At 72.4% G+C, this 20,647-nt stretch carries 11 protein-coding genes; 6 read left to right on the forward strand and 5 right to left on the reverse strand.

Translation table 11 applies throughout. The features are described from left to right. Positions 1-76: 76 nt before the first annotated feature. The gene (locus tag ACZBH1_RS14345; protein ID WP_463646775.1) at positions 77-1,408 is read right to left on the reverse strand and encodes an ABC transporter substrate-binding protein; all 1,332 of its coding nucleotides are present in this window, start codon (positions 1,406-1,408) and stop codon (positions 77-79) included. Between the two features lie 160 nt (positions 1,409-1,568). Here ACZBH1_RS14345 and ACZBH1_RS14350 point away from each other — a divergent pair, with 160 nt between their 5' ends. Then, positions 1,569-2,210: a TetR/AcrR family transcriptional regulator gene (locus tag ACZBH1_RS14350; RefSeq protein ID WP_463646776.1), complete on the forward strand. Its 642-nt coding sequence runs from the start codon at positions 1,569-1,571 to the stop codon at positions 2,208-2,210. 643 nt (positions 2,211-2,853) lie between these two features. Here ACZBH1_RS14350 and ACZBH1_RS14355 read toward each other — a convergent pair. Beyond that, a complete protein-coding gene (locus ACZBH1_RS14355) occupies positions 2,854-4,947 on the reverse strand; it encodes a multicopper oxidase family protein (protein ID WP_463646777.1) in 2,094 nt (697 codons plus the stop codon). A 106-nt stretch (positions 4,948-5,053) separates the two neighbouring features. Next, complete coding sequence (locus ACZBH1_RS14360; protein ID WP_463646778.1) at positions 5,054-7,894, reverse strand: helix-turn-helix transcriptional regulator; 2,841 nt, start codon at positions 7,892-7,894, stop codon at positions 5,054-5,056. A gap of 165 nt (positions 7,895-8,059) precedes the next feature. On the opposite strand from ACZBH1_RS14360, the gene ACZBH1_RS14365 reads away from it, so the two are divergent. Beyond that, positions 8,060-11,773, forward strand: a complete 3,714-nt coding sequence (locus tag ACZBH1_RS14365) for an AAA family ATPase (RefSeq protein WP_463646779.1) — start codon at positions 8,060-8,062, stop codon at positions 11,771-11,773. Between the two features lie 9 nt (positions 11,774-11,782). Here the strand turns inward: ACZBH1_RS14365 and ACZBH1_RS14370 are convergent, their stop codons facing one another. Continuing rightward, complete coding sequence (locus ACZBH1_RS14370) at positions 11,783-12,742, reverse strand: hypothetical protein (protein WP_463646780.1); 960 nt, start codon at positions 12,740-12,742, stop codon at positions 11,783-11,785. Between the two features lie 108 nt (positions 12,743-12,850). Here ACZBH1_RS14370 and ACZBH1_RS14375 point away from each other — a divergent pair, with 108 nt between their 5' ends. Continuing rightward, positions 12,851-16,045: an MFS transporter gene (locus ACZBH1_RS14375; protein WP_463646781.1), complete on the forward strand. Its 3,195-nt coding sequence runs from the start codon at positions 12,851-12,853 to the stop codon at positions 16,043-16,045. A 98-nt stretch (positions 16,046-16,143) separates the two neighbouring features. Beyond that, positions 16,144-17,877, forward strand: coding sequence for a serine/threonine-protein kinase (locus ACZBH1_RS14380; RefSeq protein WP_463646782.1), 1,734 nt, complete (start codon positions 16,144-16,146; stop codon positions 17,875-17,877). 35 nt (positions 17,878-17,912) lie between these two features. Here ACZBH1_RS14380 and ACZBH1_RS14385 read toward each other — a convergent pair whose 3' ends face one another. After that, positions 17,913-18,839 carry a phosphotransferase gene (locus tag ACZBH1_RS14385; RefSeq protein WP_463646783.1) on the reverse strand — a complete coding sequence of 309 codons (927 nt, stop codon included), beginning with the start codon at positions 18,837-18,839 and terminating at the stop codon, positions 17,913-17,915. A 77-nt stretch (positions 18,840-18,916) separates the two neighbouring features. On the opposite strand from ACZBH1_RS14385, the gene ACZBH1_RS14390 reads away from it, so the two are divergent. Then, a complete protein-coding gene (locus ACZBH1_RS14390; RefSeq protein ID WP_336396897.1) occupies positions 18,917-19,696 on the forward strand; it encodes a DeoR/GlpR family DNA-binding transcription regulator in 780 nt (259 codons plus the stop codon). Further along, a complete protein-coding gene (gene pfkB / locus ACZBH1_RS14395) occupies positions 19,693-20,634 on the forward strand; it encodes a 1-phosphofructokinase (protein ID WP_463646785.1) in 942 nt (313 codons plus the stop codon). The genes ACZBH1_RS14390 and pfkB overlap by 4 nt, the downstream gene beginning before the upstream one ends. Positions 20,635-20,647 lie beyond the last annotated feature (13 nt).

Here is a 20,647-nt window from a genome sequence, read left to right on the forward strand (position 1 = left end):
CACAAACGCGTAGAACGTCCGTTTGGGATACCGAGTCCACTTGCGAGCCATCAGTACTTCTCCTTTGCGGGCTCGGTCAGCCGAGCTGGTCCACGCCCTGCGCCAGGGACTCGTTCAGCTCATCGGTCAACTGAGCTCCTGCTTCCTCGACGGTCAGGTCTCCCTTGATGGCCTGCTGCAGGTACTTGTCGATCGTGTCCTGCAGGAGCTGGGCCGAGATGTACGGCGAGTCGGGCAGCGGCGCGGTGTACTGCAGCTGGTTCTGAACGACCTCGTACGCCTGCTTCTGGTACTCCTGCTCCTGCGGCAGCTTGTCGGCGAGCGACTTCAGTGAGGGAATGCCCCATCCGCTGGACGCGCGCTGCTCAGCGGGCTCCCCGCCCAGGAAGTACTCCATGAACTTCCAGGCAGCGTCCTTCGCATCCGACTGCTCCGGGATCCAGAGCCCCGCACCACCGAAGCTCATCGCGATGGGAGTGTCACCCATCGTGGGAGCCGGTGCAAAACGGACTGTCTTCATCGCGTCATCGGCGGCGAAGTTGCCGCCGAACCAGTAGCCGTCCTGGCTGATCGCCATCCGCCCCGCGGCGAAGGTGGAGTAGTCCGAACCGTCGGGAAGCGGGTTCAGCGAGGTGGGGCCGACGCCTGACTGGCCGTAGTCGACGAACCACTGCAGCGCCTTCTGCGCTTCGGGGGTCGTGAAATCGATTTCCGTCAGGTCGTCGTTGAACAGGCTCCCGCCCTGCTGCTCCACCATCGCCGCGAGCGGCCCGTAGAGGGTCCATGCCCATTCCATGCCGAGACCGTAGACCTCGGTGGTGCCGCCGTTGATGACGGACAGCTTCTTGGAGATTTCCAGCAGCTCGTCATAGCTGATGGCCTCGGTGTCGCTGAGGTAGGGGACTCCGGCCTTGTCGAACAGTGCCGTGTTGTACCACAGCGCGTTGTCCTGGCTCCAGTCCTTCACGATGCCGTAGATCGGTCCGGCGCCGCTGCGCTTTCCATCCCAGCGGAAGGCGTCGTTGACCGGCTGCAGGTCGTCCTCCGTGATCACGTCGCTCTTCTCGAGGTACGGGGTCAGGTCGGTCGCGAGGCCGCGCGCGTTGAAGTTCGCGCTGCCGACCGCGTTGTTGAACGCCACGTCCGGCGGGTTGCCGGAGGCGAGCATGGTGTTCAGGCGTGTCGGGTCCCAGGCGATGATGTTTACCTTGATGCCGGGGTTGTCTGCTTCGAAGGCGGCCTTCTGTTCGTCGCTCAAATCCTGAGCGCCCATCATGACGTCTAGCCTGATGTCCTCGGAACCGCCAGTGGAACCGCCGCCGGTGCAGCCGGCGAGAAGCGCGGATGCTGCGACGAATGTGCCAGTCGCGATGGCGATCCGTCGAACGCGGGACGCGCGCGTGGTCATGTTTACCTCCTTGTGAACATGGCGAAGCTCGTATGCAAGCCGCCCTTGGTGATTCGAAACCATACACCGAATCCGGAACAGATGCTACATTTTCAAACCAGTTGGCAGGTTCCCCGCTTGCAGATGACGAGAGGGGCCGGAGATGGGTAGTGTCACGAAGATGAGCGCAACCAAGAACAGCGGGGTCCGTGGGCCGTATGCGAAATCAGCCCAGCGCTCGAGCGACATCCTGGACGCGGCGACGACGGTGTTCGCCACGAACGGCTACCACGGCGGCTCGCTTCGCGACATCGCGCGGCAACTCGACGTCAGCCTGACGAGCATCGTGCATCACTTCGGCAGCAAGTACGAGCTCCTTGAAGCGGTGTTGGAACGTTCGGACAGGACGACGTCTGGGGATGAGGAGTTCGACTTCGATGCCGCGTGCGCCGATCGCGGCATCGTGTCCGCAACCCTCGAACGTGTGCGCAGCAGCGTCGAGCGGCCGGAGTTGCTTCGACTGTTCGCAATCCTGGCTGCAGAGTCCTCGGCGCCCGATCACCCGGCGCACGACTGGTTCACACTGCGTTACCAGCGCAAGGCTGCTGAGCTTGGGGCCGCCTTCGCGTACGACCAGGGCGCCGGTCGAATCGACCGTTCTCGCGACCCGCACACGCTGGCTCGGCTGCTCATCGCCGCGTGGGATGGCGTGCAGCTGCAGTGGCTCATCGACCCGTCGGCCGACATGGAGAAGCCGATGCGGCTGTTCTTCCAGTCGACCGTGCCTGAAGCTTTCGAGGGCCACGTGAGCGCGGCCGACTAGCTCCTCAGGGAGCCGGGCATTCACGACCGGGGGCTGGGCGCACGCGGGCCGGCTTTCCCCGATCCTCGGAGCGGTGGGGCGCGTTTGCGCGGCCGCAGCCACAAACTACGCCCGGGCCGGTGGCTGCTCGTGGAGCCAAATTGTGGCAGGCGTCTTGCGTTCGACGGCCAGGCACCGGCCAGTTGGCCTCAATCGCGCCTGGGAGCGAGCGGCCCTGTGGAGCCCGCGCCTCATTGGGGGGGTGACGCTCAGTGGGTAGGTGGCCGCCTCTGCGGCCAAGAGTGTCGCGAGTCGTGGAGGAGTGGAGGCGAGGTCCCGCACTGATCTCCTTACGGAAGCCCCGCTAATCGGGTCTGGCCCCCAACTGGCATCCGGAGCCCACTCCCATCGGCGTCCGGGGCGCGACGCCTTCTCGGGGGCCAGAAACGGGACCAGAAACTCCGCGCGAGACTCAGATTGAGCCCGCCTGCTCCCGTGCCGGCCGGTACACTGGATGCATGAGAACCGCGGAAATCCGCGGTATTCTGCGACAGCAGGATGGGGGAGTCGAGCCCCAGACGACTTTCAGTTGTTCTTGGTTCGAGTCCAGGTACCCCAGCAGTGAAGAAACCCCCGGATGACCGGGGGTTTCGTGTTTCGCCGCCTAGTGGTGCGGCATCGGTTGCCCCGGCTGCACAGGCCCGATCCGGTAGGGCCGCATCATCTCGTTGTCCTCGTGCTCGACGATGTGGCAATGCCACACGTACTGCCCGGGCGTGTCGAACGTGATCCGCAACCGGGTGACCTCACCGGGATACGAGATGACGGTGTCCTTGACGCCGCTCTCCCAGGGCTCGGCGGCCCTGGTGGTCCCGGGCACCAGCTGGACGGTCCCGGCTTCCTCGTCCACGATGATCGCCTGGCGGTCCACGACCTCGAAGGCGACTTCGTGCACGTGCACCGGATGCGCGTCGCCCGTGGCGTTGTACAGCTCCCAGATCTCCACGTCTCCGACGTCGGGGTTCTCGGTGATCTCATCCGCCCAGGCGTGCGAGGTGTACCCGGCAGGACCCGTAGCCGGGTCACCCGCCACCGTGCCGAGCAGGGCCTCCGCCGGCGCGTCGGGGAAGAACTCCGACATGCGCTCGATGAGCGCCAGCCGCCGGGTGACCGTCGCTGTGGGCGGCGGGGGCAGCGACGGCAGCTGGAGCCACCGGGGCGCAGTGGAGTGATCCGGCGAGCGGACCGGCCCGACGCGGAACTGCATGATCTGACCCGTCGTCTCGGGATCGGCCACGTCGAACGCGTCCGGCGCCTCCCCGCCGGAGAAGGGCTCGTCCGGCCCCACGTTGGCCAGCACGTGCGCGCCCTCGGGAGTGTTCGAGAAGTCGACGATCAGGTCGGCGCGCTCCGCGGGACTCATCAGCAGGCGACCGCCGTTCGTCGACGTCAGGTCGACGGGGGCGGCGAGAAGTCCGCCGTCGTTGCCGATCGCCCACACCTCGACGCCTGGGATCCCGCTGAAGTCGAGCACGAGGAATCGCGACTGGCACCCGTTGAGCACCCGGAAGCGGTAGCGGCACTGTTCGACCTCCAGGAACGGCCACGTGTTCCCGTTGACGATGATCGCGTTGCCGAAGAACTCCGGGTTCCAGATGGGCGAGATGTCGGAGTCCGGCAGGTACGGCCCGGCCACCCCGTCGAAGAACGCCCGGGTGTCGGGGTAGAACAGCGAGCCGTCGGAGTCGAAGGCCCTGTCCTGGATCGCAAGCGGGATCTCGCGGTACGGCTTGTTCGGCGGGAACTTGTCGCCCTCGCGGGGCGCGGGTCCCGGAAGCTCGGCTCGGGCGCCCGTTCGGGCATCGGTCACGGCGTCGTCGCCACCCGGCCCGCCGCGGAGGAGGAAGAATCCCGCCGGCCCCGCGTAGACGTTCAGCCGGGTCATCCCGAGCGCATGGTCGTGGTACCACGTCGTGGCCGCTCTGCCCGTGTTCGGATACTGGGACGTCGCCGATCCCGGTTCCCAGTGCGTGTCGAACCGCGCGGCGGCCTTGCTCGCGAAGAAGTCGTACCAGGTGCCCGTCGTCGCGTAGCCCTCGGGGATGTCCCCAGCGTCGGGCAGATACCAGGCCTCGGCGTACCCGTCGCTCTCGTCGCCGACGTCGATCGCGCCGTGGACGTGGGTGACGATGGGCACGGGGCCGGTGTATGGGCCGGGGGTGGCCTGGTGCATCGGCCGGGAATCGCGGCCGTCGACGCCGCCCGGCGGATTCGCCCAGTGCAGCGTCGGGTCGACGGGCAGGAGATGCGGAAGGTACGTCCCGTCCGCGCGGACGAGATCGTTGATCCAGGTGATGCGCGCCGGCCTGTCGACGCGTGCCTCGATCGTCAGCGACGGGGCGTTGTGGATGAGGAGCGGGTCGCGCCCCCGGCCGTCGACCGGTCCGTAACCCCACACCGTCGTCGCCGGCATGCCGGCCGGAAGGATCTGCTGCTCGAACTGCCGCACCGAGATCTCGTACACGTCGATGGGCTTCCCGCCGCGCCGGCTGATCGTCCCCGTGCGCGGCATCACCGGCGGGATCAGCAGTGCGGTGGCGTACTTCGTCACCGCGTGGGGATTTAGAGTGCCGCCCGGGATGGCGGCCGCCGCGACGGGTATGCGGAACGGCACCTCGCCGACCGTCCCGACGAAGAACAGGCCCAGGCCTGCCCCACCCGTGATCCGCAGGAAATCGCGCCGCGATACCGCGCCCATGCCCGTCTCCCTCCCCAGTGAGCAGGCGGACGTCACTCCGCGCTCACGGTACGCCCGCCGCGACGGCGGGGCAAGACATCCGGTTCGCGACCACCGCGGACGGCACCTACCGGGCATCGTCGGAGCGCCGTGCGACGAGGAGGGCCAGCTCGGTGCGCGATCGGAGACCGAGCTTGCTCAGGACGTTCGACACGTGGGTCTCGACCGTGCGCCGCGACACGCTGAGCGACTCGGCGATCTCGGGGTTGGTGGCGCCGGTGGCCACGAGTCCCGAGACGCGCTCCTCCGTGCGTGTGAGAGCCTCCCACCCGGACGTCGGTCGCGGCCGGCGCGGCGTGCGCACGGGAATCCCCGCACGACGGAATGCCGTCCTGGCCCGCGTGATCTCATGATCGGCTCCGGCTTCGCCGTACGACTGCAACGCCGCCTCCGCCAGCACGCGGCGCTCGTCGGCCCGGTGGGGGAGCACGCGCGCCGCCAGCTCGCTCGTGCGCGCATGCTGCATTCGCCGGGGCGTGCCCGCCAGCATCCGCGACGCCTCGACGAGCAGATCCGGCGATCCCGTCGCCCGCCCGCGCACGGCCAGAGCGGTCGCGCGAAGGTGGTCGACCCCGGGATTGCGGTCGGCGAGCGCGGTCAGCACGTCGAGCACCTCCTGAGCCTGTGCGAGCGCAGGCGTGCGCTGCGGGCCGTCGGCGTCCGCGACCACGCGCGCGACGTGGACGAGTTCCAGACCCAGCTCCGCGCAGTCCATCTGCATGTCGCCGTCGCGCAGCTCGCGCCAGCCCTCCCGCAGCACGCCGAAGGCTCGGCCGGCGTCGCGGCCGGCGTGCGCACGCTGGCTCAGGCCGGACCAGATCCAGCTCCGACCGCGTCCCGCCCACCGGGCCCGATCGGGTACCGGATCGAGAAGCCCCGCCCATTCCCCGGCCGCGTCGGGTCCGCTCCGGCGGGCCGCCACGCACGCCCGCAGTCCCAGGATGGGGCCGCTCATGCGCACATCCATCGACCCCACCATCGAGCCGTGCGCCTCGAGCTCGGCCCAGGTGTCCGACAGACTCCCGACCTGCGCGAGCACCTGTGCCCCGAACGCGTGCGCGGCGAGGACACCGGTGCGATACCCGAACTCCTCGGCCGCCCGGACGCTCCGCTGCAGCAGCTCGAGCACGTCGGAGGTGCGCCCGGCGTCGGTCAGCGCGAGCGCCAGCAGGGCGTGCGGGAACGCCTCGATGGATGCGAAGGTCAGATGCCTGTCGGCGACCGCCGTGGCCCGCGTGAGCAGGGCGGTGGCCTCGTCGAGGTCTCCGCGCACGTCGGCGATCTGCCCGCCCAGCGCGAGAGCGAGGGCCTCGGCGCCCGCGTTGCCGACCGCGGCCGCCATCGCGGCGCCCTCCCGGGCCAGGCGCGTCGCCCCGTCGAGGTCGCCCAGCATGAAGCGCGGCCATCCGGCGAAGGCGAGGTGCGCCGCGCGGTCGGCCGGCTCCAGCACCTCCGACGCGGCGTACCTCTCCGCCTCATCCCGCGCTTCGGCGTTGCGGTGCTCCTGCATCAGGGCGTGCGTGTACGTCGCCGACAGGCCCGCCAGCACGCCGGAGGGGACGTCGTGCCGCAGGGCGCTCTCGGCGAGTGCGCTCGCCTGCGCGGCGTGGCCGGCGCTCAGCTCCGCCCGGGCGAGGCCGGCGATGGCGCGCACGCTCAGCGGGTCACCCGGCGCGGTCTCCTCGACGACCCTGCCCCACAGCTCGGCGGCGGTGCCGGGCGCGCTCACCGCCGCGCCCTCGGCGAGGCGCAGCATCCACGACAGATCCTCCGGCGATGTCGTCGCCTGCAGGAGATGGGCGGCGACGGTGGCCGGCGCGACGTGCGCGGAATCCAGTCGGATCGCGAACTCGCGGCGGAGCTCCGCACGCACCGGGGCGGGCAGGTCGTGCAGCAGCACCTCCTGGATGAGCTGGTGCCGGAAGCCGAGCAGGTCTGCGCCCACCTCCTCCAGGAAACCGGCGGCGAACGCCTCTCGCAGCAACGGCACCAGCGCGCTCATCGGGCGGCCGACGACCACGCGCAGCTGCGTGACGGAGAACCGGGTGCCCAGCAGCGCGGCGGAGGTCAGCAGCTCACGCGTCGGCGTGCTCAGATGGCCGAGGTGGCGCATCATCACCGTCGCGAGCGACGGTGATGGGCCCACCGGCGCGTCGGTTCCCGCCTCGCCCCGGTCGTCGACGGTCACCGCGCCGTCGCGCAGGAGCGCCCTGATCATCTCGGTCAGGAACAGCGGGTTGCCGCCGGCCGTCTCGACATGGCGCTCGAGGAGGCTGCCGATCCGCCCGCCGGTCAGCCGCTCGGTGATCGCCGTGCACGTCTCGGGGGTGAGGGGGCCGAGCTCGACCGGCACGAGCAGGTCCCGTTCGCTGAGGATGTGCAAGAGGTGGTCGAGCTCGGGCGAGGTCTCGTGGCGGGCCTGCGTGCGCATCGAGCCGATGATCAGCAGCGGCAGCTGCCCCAGCGTCCGCGCCAGCCGCGCGAGGAGACGGAGCGAGGCGGCATCCGCCCACTGCAGGTCCTCGAGCACGATCACGGCCGGATTCGCCGCGGCGATGTCGATGAGCGACAGCAGCCTCTCTCCGATCGCGTGCTCGTTGTGGCGCGCGGCGAGGCGCCGGTCGCCGTCGGTCAGCATCGGCGTGAAGGCATCGAGCAGCAGCCCGAGGACGCGACGCCGGTCCATCGCATCGGCGGAGGCCCACAGCACGGTGTGGGTGCCAGGCATCCGCGCCATCGCCGCGCGGATCAGCGACGTCTTGCCGATGCCGCCCTCGCCGAACACCAGGACGACGCGTCCGGTCGCTCCGCGGCGGGCGGCGATCAGACGGGTGATCTCGGGCTCGCGACCGAGGAACACGGCGGCGGTCTCCCGCCCCGTCGCGGTCCTGCCGGTCGCCGAGCGCATGCACCGCCCCCCATCGCCCCCACAGCGAATCTCTGACACGCTTGCGGTGAGTCTAGGAGGCGGAGGGCGCCGTGTCGCGTGATCCCGCGTTGCCATATGCATCGCGCCTTGTCGCCGAGTGGCTGATCTCGCCCCGACCAGCGTCACCGCAGGCTGCCGGGCACGATGCTGTTCGCGGACATCTCGGGCTTCACCCGGCTGACCGAGCGGCTCGCACGGCGGGGCCGCATCGGCGCCGAGCTCATCAGCGACACCCTTGATCGCACCTTCGCCGCGCTGCTGGCACCGGCGTCGGAAGAGGGCGCCGACCTCATCAAGTGGGGCGGTGACGCCGTGCTGCTGCTGCTCCGCGGCGAGGCGCACACCGTCCGCGCCGCACGCGCCGCGCACCGGATGCGGACGGCCCTGCGCGACCTCGCGCGCGCCGACGAGGCGCAGCGGTCGGGATCGGCGCCGCTTCGCATGTCGATCGGCATCCACCGCTCCGACTCCGACTCCGGCGCCCCCGGCGCCGGCGGCTTCGACTTCTTCCTCGTGGGCGACCCGGCCAGTCACCGCGAGCTGATCGCCGCCGGCCCGGAGGTGAGCCACCTGGCGAAGGTGGAACAGGCCTGCGGGGCGGGGAGGATCCTGCTCAGCGCCGCCGCGGCCGCCGCGGTGCCGGAAGGCCTGCTCGGTGCGGGGGTGGCGGTCGACGGGTCCGAGGGGATCGGGCGGCTGCTGCGCTCGCCGCCACGACCGGAGGCGGCGCCGGCCGCGTCCGCCGGCCTCGACGCCGAGATCGCCGGCACGCCGGACGTCGCCGGCACGCTGCCCCCGGGCATCCGTGCGCACCTGCGCGCCGGAGCGGCAGAACCCGAGCACCGGCCCGTCACCGTCGGGTTCGTGCAGTTCTCGGGCACCGACGCGCTGCTGCGCGCCCGCGGCGCCGTGGACGCGACCGACGCGATCCACGAGGCGATCGTCGCCGTCCAGCGGGCGTGCCTCGACCACGGGGCCACGTTCTTCGAGTCGGACATCGCCGTGGACGGCGGCAAGGTCATGCTCACCGCGGGGGCGCCCCGCAGCGCCGGCCGCGACGGCGACCGGATGCTGCGCACCGCCCGCGCGATCGCCGACTTCCGGGGCACGCTGAGCATCCGGGTCGGAGTCAGCTCGGGCCACGTGTTCGCCGGAGATCTGGGTCCGTCGTGGCGTCGCACCTACTCGGTCAAGGGCGACGCCGTGAACCTGGCCGCGCGCCTGCTCGGCCGCGGCGGTCCCGGCCAGGTGGTCGCGACCGCACGGGTCATCGGCGAATCGAGCCGGGAGTTCGAGGCCGAGCCGCTGGCGCCCTTCACGGTGAAGGGGAGGCGCGCACCGGTGCACGCCGCGGTGGTCGGCGAAGTCCGCAGCGCGCAGCCGCAGGCGCTGACGCCGTTCGTCGGTCGCGACGCCGAGCTCGCGGCCTTGACCGCCGCGGTGTCGTCGGCGTCCGACGGCCGGGGATCGGTCGTCGACGTCGTGGGCGAGCCCGGGATCGGCAAGTCGCGTCTGGTCGCCGAGGCCGTCGCGACGAGCTCCGCCCGCGTGCTGGCCGTGGCCCCGAGCACGTACGACACCGAGACCGCGTACGCGGCGGCCGGGATGCTGCTGCGCCAGGTGCTCGGCGCCGGGGCGCACATCCTCCCCGACGACCTGGCGGCGATGCTGACACGCACCGTGGGCCGCGAGGCGCCTCACTTGGTGCCATGGCTTCCCCTGCTCGGCGCGACGCTCGATCTGGATCTGCCTGTCACACGCGAGGTCCACGAGCTGGAGGAACGGTTCCGTCGTGGCCGCATCGAGCAGGTCACCACCGAGTTCCTCACCGCGATCCTCGACCAGCCGGCCGTGCTCGTCGTGGAGGACGCGCACCTGATGGACGAAGCATCCGCTGCGCTCTTCCTCCGCCTGGAGGAAGAGGCGCCGCGACACCCCTGGTGCGTCATCGTGACGCGACGCGAGATCCCCTCCGGGCACGTCCCGCTGATCGGCGAAGACGACGATCGCCGGATCGAGCTGGGCGGAGTGGCACCGGAGGCGGCCCTCGAGCTGCTCGAGTCGGCGGTGGACGGCGCCCTCCCCAGCCGCCACACCCTCGCGGCCATGACCGACCGTGCCGCGGGCAACCCGCTGTTCCTCACCTCGCTCGCCGCCAGCGTCCACGTCGGCGATGTGACCGGCGACCTGCCCGTAACCGTCGAGGCGCTGCTGCTGGTCGACATCGACCGGCTCCCGCCCGGCGACCGCACGCTGCTGCGGCTCGCGGCGGTGCTCGGCGCGCGGTTCGATGCGGCCACGCTGGCGCAGGTGCACGCCGAGCCGGTGACCGCGGATGCCCTCGCCGACCGCCTTCGCGAGTTCGTGCGGGTGTCGGAGGGCGGCGAGCTCGAGTTCCGGCACGCGATGGTTCGCGACGTCGCCTACGCCGGGCTGCCCTTCCGCCTGCGCAGGCGGATGCACGAGCGCGTCGCGGTGACGCTCGAGGCCTCCGCGGGGACCGCGGCCGGCGCCGACCTGCTCAGCCTCCACTTCCATGAGGCCGGACTCTTCGACCGAGCCTGGTCGTACTCGCTGCGCGCCGGCGAGGAGGCCCGCGCGAAGTACGCCTTCGCCCAGGCCGCGGCGTTCTACGCCCGCGCGCTGGAGGCGGCGGCGCAGCTGCCCGAGCCGCCCGCGGAGCGCTCCGCGGCCGCGGTCGCCCTGGGCGAGTGCCTCGACATGTCGGGCGACTCCGCCGGTGCCCTCACCGCGCTGCGACGCGCGCGGCGCGATCTGCGCGATGACCCCGTCGCCACGGCCGACCTGCTGCACAAGGAGGCGCGCATCACGCTGCGCCTCGGGAGATACCGCGCCGCGCTGGCGCAGCTCACCCGCGCTATGCGCGTGCTGGACGGGGTCGACGGACGGGCGGCGGACGCCGTCCGCTCCCGCATCGCCACGTGGTACGGCTTCTGCCTCCACCTGCAGCATCGAGACGCGCAGGCGGTGCGCTGGGGCCGGCGCGCGGTCGAGTGGGCGGAGGCCTCGCACGACGAGGAGGTGCTCGCCAACGCGTGCAACGCCCTCCACCTGTCGTATGGAGCCTCGGCGCTTCACGAGGACCGCCCGTACGGGCAGCTCGCTCTGGACCTCTACATGCGCCTCGGCGACCTCAGCGGACAGACGCTCACTCTCAACAACCTCGCGATCGACGCGTACAACGCCGGCGACTGGAACGAAGCGATCGACGCCTTCGCCCGCGCGGCAGCCGGCTTCCACCGGCTCGGCGACGACGCCGACGAGGCGACCGCGCTGTACAACCGGGCGGACGTGCTGGTCGCGCAGGGGCGTCACCGGCAGGCGCTCGCCGCGCTCGCCGATGCACTTTACCTCGCGCGTCGTGTCGACGACGAGGAGCTGGTCGGTCTCGCGCTGCGCGAGCAGGCGCGCGCGCAGGCCGGCTCCGGAGATCGCGCACGGGCGTGGGGGTCGTTCGACCGCGCGCGGGCCGTGCTCTCGGGTCTGGACCTGGCCACGGAGGTGGCGCTGCTGGATGCCGCGTACGCGGAGGCGCTGGCAGCCGATGGACGACCCGCCGAGGCTCTCGACCTCGTGGACCGGACCATCGCCACCGCGGCGGGGAAGGCGCCGGACACGCTCGCCCGCCTGCATCGGGTACGGGCGCAGATCCTCGTGGGTCTGGGGCTCGTAGGACCGGCCGCGGCGGCGGCCCGGGAGGGTCTGCTGCTCAACACCGGGACGTACGGCGGATACGAGCCGGCGCTGCTGCGCCTCGCCCTCGCCGAGGCCACGGCGGACGAGAGGCTCCGCGCGGATGCCCGGCGGGTGCTGGACTCGCTCGGGGTGGTGGGCTGAGGGCGGCGCCTACTTGATGGTGCCGCGCACATCCCGCAGGAACAGCACCACGAGGCGGAGATCGCCGGCGTTGTCGCGGGCGCTCGCCGCGGTGTCGGTGCAGTACTCCTGCTCGTCGCCGATGACGCCCTTGGCGGGGCATGTCGCGGTCGTCTCGAGTGCGCCCGTGGCCGTCTGCGACCACTGCGCGCGGTACTGGGGCACGCCGCCCTGCCCGCACAGCGTCTTGTCGCACACGATGGTCATCTGGGCCGGGCTCGTGCGGGTGTAGAGCCCCTCCATGTCGGCGAGGAACTGCGTCACCAGGCCGCCGGGCCGGCATGCCGCGTCGGCCGGGCAGAGACCGAGCGAGAGCGCGACGCTGCCGGCCGCGCCGTTGGGCAGCGACAGGATGCCGCACATCGGTCGCGACGCGTCCACCGTCGTGCATCCGCTCCCGTCCGCCCCGGCGTCACCGCTCTTCAGCGCGGGGGACTGACCGTCGAGCAGGGTGAGCGTGAGGTCCACGGGGAACGAGGCGGTGGTCGCCTCGAGGACCGCCCTCTTGTAGGGGGCGCTGGCCGTGATCTGGATCGCGGCGGTGGCGGCGGAGTACGACGTGGTGATGGACACGTGCGAGGCGCCCGCCGGGATGGTGGCCTGCGCGACGCTGAGCTGACCGGGACCGGGGGCGGTGAGCGACACCGTCGTCGCGGTCGGATACGCCGCCGGTTCGGTCCCGTCCCACAGTGAGACCTCGACCACGAACGGCGTCCCGGCAGCGGCCAGCACCGCGGGGAGCGAGGCGCCCGGCACGCCCGTCAGCTGCGCCGCGATCGCCGGATCGGTGCGTGCCACCGCGGTCATCGACGTGGGCTTGGGCAGCGACGCACCGGACGCCGGCGCGGCGGGGACGAGCAGTGTCGCGAGCAGGAGCGCGGCGACGACGGCGACGAGCCGGCGCGCGGCCCGGATCGGGTGAGACGGCATGGCGCGGCTCCTCACACATCGGGTCCTCTCAGCCTCGCCTGCGCCGCGGCGGAAAAGATCCGTGAGATCACTGAGGTTTCGTCACGGCAGCTCCCGCATCCTTGCGGCATGGCGACCGAGTCTCGCGTGGGGACCGGCCCCGATCTGCCGCGCGCGACGCCGCGCGCGGCGACGCGACCGAGCCGTATCCCGGGTCGCACGGTGCTGCTCGTGGCATCCTTCGGGGCGCTCCTGGCGTTCCTCGATGCGACGATCGTGAACATCGCATTCCCGAGCATGCGCGAGGACTTCCCCGACGCATCGATCGGCACGATCTCGTGGGTGCTCAACGCGTACAACATCGTCTTCGCCTCCTTCATGATCGTCTTCGGCCGCCTCAGCGATGTGGTCGGCCGCCGGCGCCTGTACCTCGTGGGGGTCGGTCTCTTCACGCTGGCGTCGCTGGTGTGCGCCGTCGCGCCGAACGTAGGCCTGCTGGTCGCCGCGCGCGTGCTGCAGGCGCTCGGCGCCGCGATGCTCGTGCCCGCGTCGCTGGCCGTGGTGATCGAGGGCGCGCCGGCGGGGAGGCGCGCGCGGGCGGTGGGGCTGTGGGCGGCCGCCGCCGCCGTCGCCGCGGGTCTCGGCCCTCCCATCGGCGGCATCCTCGTCGAAGCCGGCGGCTGGCGCTGGGCGTTCTGGATCAACCTGCCGCTCGGCGTGCTGGCGTGGTGGCTCGGGCGGGGCCTCCTCGTCAACAGCCGGGCACCGGGCCGCCGGCGCACGCCCGATCTGCTCGGCGCCGTGCTTCTGGCGGGTTCTCTGGGGCTCATCACCCTCGCGATCATCAAGGGATCGGAGTGGGGCGCGTCCAGCATCGCGCTGTGGGCGACCGTCGTCGGCGCGGTCGTGCTGCTCGGCGCGTTCGTGCTCAGTTCGATGAGGCATCCGGTGCCCGTGCTGGATCTCGCGATGATGCGCAACCGGCCGTTCCTCGTGGCGAACATCGTCACGCTCGTCGCCGGTGTGGGCTTCTTCGCGTATCTGCTCAACAACGTGCTCTGGCTGCAGTACGTGTGGCAGTACTCGATCCTGGAAGCAGGCCTCGCGCTCGTGCCCGGCGCCGTCGTCGCCGCGGTCACCGCCGCGGCCCTCGAGCCGGTGGCCGCGCGGCTCGGCTATCGGTGGGTCATCGCCGCGGGGTTCGTCGTCTGGGCCCTCGGGTACGTCTGGTATCTCACCGTCGTCGACGTCACACCGGATTTCTGGGCGCAGTGGCTGCCCGGTCAGGTCATCAGCGGGATCGGCGTCGGCGCTACGCTGCCGCTGCTCGCGGCGGCCACCCTGGTGACGCAGCCCGGCGGGCGCTATGCGACGGCGTCCGCGGTCATCTCCAGCGCGCGCCAGATCGGCGGCACGATCGGCGTCGCCCTCCTCGTCGTGATCATCGGCGCGCCCACCGCGCTGACCATCGTGGACGACCTGCGAGACGGATGGCGGCTGTGCATCGCCTCGTTCGCGCTCGGCGCGGTGATCACCCTGTTCCTGGGGCGCGTGCGCGCCGCGGCGGAGGACCCCTCGACCGAGGCGATCGAGGGCTCACGGCTTCATGAGCCGGCCGCCGACACCGGAGTGCTCATGCGGCGCGCAGTGCCGCCGGTCGAGGAATCCCTCTTCGCGCGGCTGCCGGCCGCGGTGCGCGACCGGATCGAGCGGACCGCTCCGCAGCGAACGATTCCGGCGGGCGAATGGATGCTTCAGCAGGGCGACCCGGCATCGTCGATGTTCGTCCTGCTCGCCGGCCGCGCCGAGGTCGTCATCGGCGACCAGGTGGTCCGCGAGCTGGGACCGGGCGCCGTCGTCGGGGAGCTGGCGCTGCTGACGGGAGGCGTCCGCTCCGCGTCGATCCGGGCCCGGCGCGAGTGCCGCGTGCTGGAGGTGCCGCGTGCGGTGCTCGACGAGGCGATCGGCAACGATCCGGCCGCGCTGTCGGCCCTCGTCGCGGCGCTCGCCCGGCAGCTGACGGACGCCAGCCCGCCCACCGGTCGCCGCGCCTCCCGCCCCGGTCTCGTCGCCGTGGTCGGCGCAGGCCGAGGTGCCCCGGTGGAAGACATCGCCGAGCTCCTCCGCCACGGCCTGTCCGCCCACCTGCGCGTCGAGACGCTGCGCGGCCCGCACGTGCCGGAGGAGATCGACCGCGCGGAGCGGACCAACGAGCTGGTGCTCCTCGTCGCGGCGGCCGCGGACGGTGAATGGGTCGACAGGTGTCTGCGCGAGGCGGACGCGGCCGTGCTGGTGGCGGTGGCGGAGGACGCGCCGGAGGACGTGCCGCGCAGCGCGGCGAACCGGCCGGAGCTCGTGCTGGTCGCTGCGTCGCGCTCAGGGCTCGCGCGGGACGCCCGGCGTGCGTGGCTCGATGCCGTTGACCCGTGGCGATTCAGCGAGCTGACGCGCGACGACCTCACCGCGACCGGCCTGCCCACCGGGCTCCGCGGGCTCGTCGACCGCCTCGCGGGCAGGTCGCTGGCGATCGTGTGCGGCGGCGGGGGAGCGCGGGCGCTCAGCCACATCGGCGTCCTGCTCGAGCTCGAGGCGGCGGGCATCCGGATCGACCGCATCGCCGGCACCAGCATGGGAGCGGTGATCGCGGCGTCGTACGCGACCGGCGTCGACGCCGGCGAGGTCGCCGACGTGGCGTACCGGGAACTGGTCCGCAACGACCTGTTCAGCGACTACGGTTTGCCACGGACCTCACTGGTACGAGGCGGGCGCGTGCAGCGATCGCTCGTGCGATCGTACGGCGACTGGCGGATCGAGGAGCTCCCGCGCGGATTCCGCTGCGTCAGCACGGACCTCCTCGCCCGCACCGCCGTGGTGCACCGCAGCGGTCCCCTCGTCGAAGCGGTCAGGGCGACGTCGCGACTGCCGGTCGTGTTCACGCCGATCGTCAGTGACGGCCGGCTCCTGGTGGACGGCAGCGTGCTGGACAACCTGCCCGTGGACACCATGGTCGAGCGGGCCGAGGGGCCCGTCGTCGCGGTCAACATCTCGGCGAGCAGTCGCAGGCCGCCGTCGGAGCCGGGAGAGCCGCCCCGGCCGGTGCGCATCCCGCCCCTGGGCGAGACGATGATGCGCACCTTCATGATCAGCGGGGGAGACGCGGCACAGGCCCAGCGCCAGGGCGCGTGGGTCATCACACCCCACTCCATGGGAGTCGGCTTCCTGGAGTTCCACCAGTTCGATCGGCTGGTCGAGTCCGGGCGCGCCGCAGCGCGCGCGCTGCTCGACCAGACCGGAGGCGAGCTGTTCACCGCAGCGGGGCGCTGAGGGGGGGCCGCTTCCACACCGCGGGGGCCGGCGCAACCCCCTCGGGCACGGCGGGAGCGCGCGTAGCCTTCTGACGTGGTTCGACGGACGGCAGACGCATGAGCACACCTTCCGCCCTCGTCGCCGAGCGCTACCGGCTGGTCAAGATGCTGGGCGCGGGCGGCATGGGCATCGTGTGGCAGGCCTGGGACACCCGCCTGCGGCGGCCGGTCGCGCTGAAGATGCTGCGCACGCAGCCCGAGCTGACCGATGAGGAGCGTCAGATCGCCACCGACCGCGCCATGCGCGAGGCGCAGATCACGGCCGGGCTGCACCACCCGCACGCCGTGACGGTGTACGACGTCGTGGAGCACGACGACCAGCCCTGCATCGTCATGCAGCTCCTCGAATCGACTCCGCTCTCCGAGCTGCTTCGTGAACGGGGCGCGTTCCCGCCCGATGAGACGGCACGGATCGGCGCGCAGGTCGCGTCTGCACTGGCGGCAGCCCACCGGCTCAAGATCGTCCACCGTGATGTGAAGCCCGGCAACATCCTCATCACGGCGGACGGGTCCGCGATGATCAGCGATTTCGGGATCTCGCATGCCCTGGGCGATGCGACCATCACCGCGACGGGCATGATCCACGGCACCCCCGCCTACCTCGCGCCGGAGGTCGCGCGCGGGCTGCCCACCAATTTCGCCTCCGATGTGTTCTCGCTCGGGTCGACGCTCTACGCCGTCGTAGAGGGTGAGCCGCCCTTCGGCACCGACCGGAACTCCATCGCGCTCCTGCACCGGGTCGCCCGCGGCGGCTATCCGGCGCCGCGGCGCGCGGGGCCGTTGGCGCCGCTGTTGCGCAAGATGCTCGCGGCGCAGCCCAAGCGCCGGCCGTCGATGGAGTCCGTCGCCGACGCGCTCGCTGACATCGGGGGCGAGGAGGGCGCCGGCGAGCGCGGTGCCGCGGCAGGACTCGTCGCCCTGGGCTTCGACGCCCCCACCGTCGGCCAGCCCGTGCCGGAGGCGGAGACCGAGCTGCCGGTGGTGGAGACCGTGGCGCCGGAGGCGGAGACCGTGGCGCCGGCGGATCCGGGCCCGGCCACGCCGCCGACGGAGCGACTGCCCACAGGCGCGACCGTTCCCATCGATGAGGCCACTGCGCGCGACGTGCACGCCGCCGAGACGGAGCGTCTCGCACCCGCGGCCGCCGGCGCATCCGCCGCGGTCTCCGAGCATCCGACGGTGCCCGCGGAGGGCGACCGGGCGACGGCACCTGGGACCACCCGGCGCCGCGCGGGTGTCATCGCAGGCGTCCTGGCGCTGCTGGTCGCCGTGGGCCTCGGCGCCGCTTTCCTCTTCGCGTCGGTGCAGGGCGACCCGGGCGTCGCGGATCCGGCCACGTCGGAGACGGCCGACGCCGATCCTGCTCCGACCTCCGAGCCGGAGACCGAGTCGCCCGCGGCATCGACGCCGCAGTCGACCGCGCCGCCGCCGGAGGAACAGCCCGAGCCCACGCCGGCCCCGGTGACCCCCGAGCAGCGGGTCGTCGACACCATCGCGGGGTACTACGCCCTGATGCCGGAGGACCGCGAGAGCGCCTGGCCGCTGATGACCGCCGACTATCAGGAGAACCACGCAGGCGGACGCGACGGATACGAGGCCTTCTGGTCCCAGGTCGCCGATCTCACGGTCACGGATGTCAGCGCCTCGGGGCCCGACAGCGGACAGGCGACCCTCACCTACACCTTCCGCGACGGCCGGGTCGTGGAGGAGGTGACCGCCTACCGCTTCCAGGACGAGGGAGGTGTCCTCAAGATCGCGGCCAGCGACGTGATCAGCAGCCGGGACCTCTGAAGCGGCTCGCCCGCGGCAGCACTCCCGCCGGCTGATCAGGCGCCGTCGTCGGCGATGACCTCGGCCGCGGCATCCGTCCCCAGTGCGCGGTAGTCGGGATCGTCGTCGCTGTGCAGCAGGAGCATGAGCACGACCGCGGCGGCCCACGCCCTCGCGCGGCGCCAGGTGGCGGCGTCGTAGCGGCCGCCGGTGGCCGCGCGGAAGCGTGCGCGACCGCCGGCGTCGAAGGCGAGCCACGCCACGGCGAGGTCGTAGGCCGGATCGCCCGCCGTCACATCGCCGAAGTCGATGATCCCCGCCAGTCCGCCGTCGTGCGACACGAGGTTGCCCGGGTGCAGGTCGCCGTGGATCCACACCGGTGCACGGCTCCACGCGGCCGCCGAGAGCCCCGCGTGCCACGCGTCCTCCAGCAGCTCCGCGGTGGCGGGATCGATCGCCTCGGCGTCGCGCAGTGCCCCGAGCCGATCGCGGAACGCCGGGGCCCGGGTCGCGAGCGCCTGACCGCGGACGGGGTTCACTGGGTGACCCTCGGGAGCCTCGATGTGGAGCGCGCGGAGCGCCGCCGCGAGCGGCTCCGCCCAGCCGTGACGGGCACGGCGGGGCACGTCGATGCCGCGATCGCCGTCGATCCACGGCACGACCGACCACGCCCACGGGAACCCCGCCGCCGGGGTGCCGGCGACGACCGGCGCGGGCACGCGCACCCCGACGAGGGTGAGGCGCTCCGCCATGTCCGGCAGCACGAGCTGCTCGTGGAGCACGAGCGGGGCGGCGAGCGCCCGCCGGGGGAGCCGCACCGCGTAGCGCTCGCCCAGGCGCCAGACCTCGCTGTCCCAGCCCTCGGCGACCTTGACCAGCGGCAGGTCAGGGGCATCGGGGACGGCGCCGGTGGCCTGGGCGGCCAGCAGCTGCCGGATCAGGTGCTCATCGATGCGGACCTCTGCGGCGGGCTTGTCGGGCACCCGTCGAGAATATCCGGTTGTGTTCATGTGGGAATGTGTTGTATCGTGTGGGAATTCCCACTGGAGGGTTGCACGACATGTACGCGACGGAGCGCCACGAGCAGATCGAACTGCTGCTGGCCGCGCAGGGGCGTGTCAGTGTCGTCGACCTCGCCGAGCGCTTCGACGTCACGACCGAGACGATCCGCCGCGACCTCGATCACCTCGAGTCCACGGGGGCCCTCCGCCGCGTGCACGGGGGAGCAGTCGGTCGCGAGCGCGCCAGCACCCGTGAGCCCTCCCTCGCCGAGCGCGAGCAGCGCCATGGCAGCGCCAAGGCCGCCATCGCCCGTCGCGCACTGGACGCCCTCGGCCCCGACTTCAGCGGCTCGGTCTTCCTCGACGCCGGCACGACGACGGGCGCCGTCGCGGCGGCGCTGGCACCGCGCCTGTCCGGCGCCCGCATCGAGGTGGTCACGCACTCCCTCGCCCTCGGGCACGCCCTCGCGGCTGTTCCGGGGTCATCGCTGTCGCTCATCGGCGGTCGCGTCCGCGGGCTCACCGCCGCCGCCGTCGGCGCCGACACGGTGGGTGCGATCGGGTTCCTCCGCCCGGACGTCGCCTTCATCGGCACCAACGGCGTGTCCGCCGGCTTCGGCCTGAGCACGCCGGACCCGGACGAGGCCGCCGTGAAGCGGGCGATCGTGCGGGCGGCGCAGCGCGTCGTGGTCGTCGCCGACGCCGACAAGCTGGGCGCGGAGCTCCTCGTCGGATTCGCGCCGCTGTCGGACGTCGACGTGCTGGTGACGGATGCCGCACCCGACGCCGAACTCGCCGCCGCGCTCGCGGAGGCCGAAGTGGAGGTCTGGCTCACATGATCGTCACGCTCACCGCCAACCCTTCGCTCGATCGCACGGTCACCCTCCCGGCGCCCCTGCAGATCGGCGACGTGCAGAGCGCCCTCTCGGCGCGGGAGGACGCCGGCGGCAAGGGGATCAACGTGGCCCGCGTCGTCACCGCTGCGGGGGAGGAATGCCGCGCTGTGCTGCCGCTGGCGCCCGGCGACCCGTTCGAGGCCGCGCTGGCCGGAGCGGGCGTGGACGCGCGCCGGGTGCCGATCACCGGACGCGTGCGGGCCAACATCGCCATCACCGACCCGGCCGGGGTCACCACCAAGCTCAACCTGCCCGGCGCCGAGCTGTCGGCCGCCGATGCGGCCGCCGTCGTGGACGAGGTCGTCGCCGTGTCCGCCGGCGCGCGCTGGCTGGTCCTGGCGGGCTCGCTCCCGCCGGGGGCGCCGGACGACTTCTACGTCCGGCTGATCCGCGCCGTCCGCAATGCGCACGGCGACGCAGCGCCGCTCATCGCGGTCGACACCTCCGGCGCGGCCCTCGCCGCCGTGGTCGCCGCCGGAGCGCCCGACCTCATCAAGCCCAACGACGACGAACTGGCCGAGCTCGCGGGCATCGCGCCGGCAGCCGCCGACGTCCGTGCCGTCGTCGAGGTCGCACGATCGCTCGTCCCGTCCCGTGTCGGAGCCGCACTGGTCACGCTCGGCTCGCGCGGCGCCGTACTCGTCCGCTCCGACGGCGCGTGGGCGGCGACCCCGCCGCCCATCCGGGTGGTGAGCACGGTCGGCGCCGGCGACAGCTCGCTGGCAGGCTTCGTCCTCGCCCACAGCCGCGGCGCCCATCCCGACGAGTGCCTGCGCCTGGCTGTCCGCTACGGCGCCGCCGCGGCATCCCTCCCCGGCACCCAGGCGCCCAGCCCCGCAGACCTTCCCCCCGGCGACGTGCCCGTCACCCGCCTCACCTGAACCACCACCACAC

It is taken from the genome of Microbacterium sp. ZXT2-5 (assembly GCF_055329545.1).

Bases quoted from the DNA above. Each gene is read 5' to 3' on its own strand.
- ACZBH1_RS14345 (WP_463646775.1), bottom strand. From the start codon at position 1,408: ATGACCACGCGCGCGTCCCGCGTTCGACGGATCGCCATCGCGACTGGC.
- ACZBH1_RS14350 (WP_463646776.1), top strand. From the start codon at position 1,569: ATGAGCGCAACCAAGAACAGCGGGGTCCGTGGGCCGTATGCGAAATCA.
- ACZBH1_RS14355 (WP_463646777.1), bottom strand. From the start codon at position 4,947: ATGGGCGCGGTATCGCGGCGCGATTTCCTGCGGATCACGGGTGGGGCA.
- ACZBH1_RS14360 (WP_463646778.1), bottom strand. From the start codon at position 7,894: ATGCGCTCGGCGACCGGCAGGACCGCGACGGGGCGGGAGACCGCCGCC.
- ACZBH1_RS14365 (WP_463646779.1), top strand. From the start codon at position 8,060: ATGCTGTTCGCGGACATCTCGGGCTTCACCCGGCTGACCGAGCGGCTC.
- ACZBH1_RS14370 (WP_463646780.1), bottom strand. From the start codon at position 12,742: ATGCCGTCTCACCCGATCCGGGCCGCGCGCCGGCTCGTCGCCGTCGTC.
- ACZBH1_RS14375 (WP_463646781.1), top strand. From the start codon at position 12,851: ATGGCGACCGAGTCTCGCGTGGGGACCGGCCCCGATCTGCCGCGCGCG.
- ACZBH1_RS14380 (WP_463646782.1), top strand. From the start codon at position 16,144: ATGAGCACACCTTCCGCCCTCGTCGCCGAGCGCTACCGGCTGGTCAAG.
- ACZBH1_RS14390 (WP_336396897.1), top strand. From the start codon at position 18,917: ATGTACGCGACGGAGCGCCACGAGCAGATCGAACTGCTGCTGGCCGCG.
- pfkB (WP_463646785.1), top strand. From the start codon at position 19,693: ATGATCGTCACGCTCACCGCCAACCCTTCGCTCGATCGCACGGTCACC.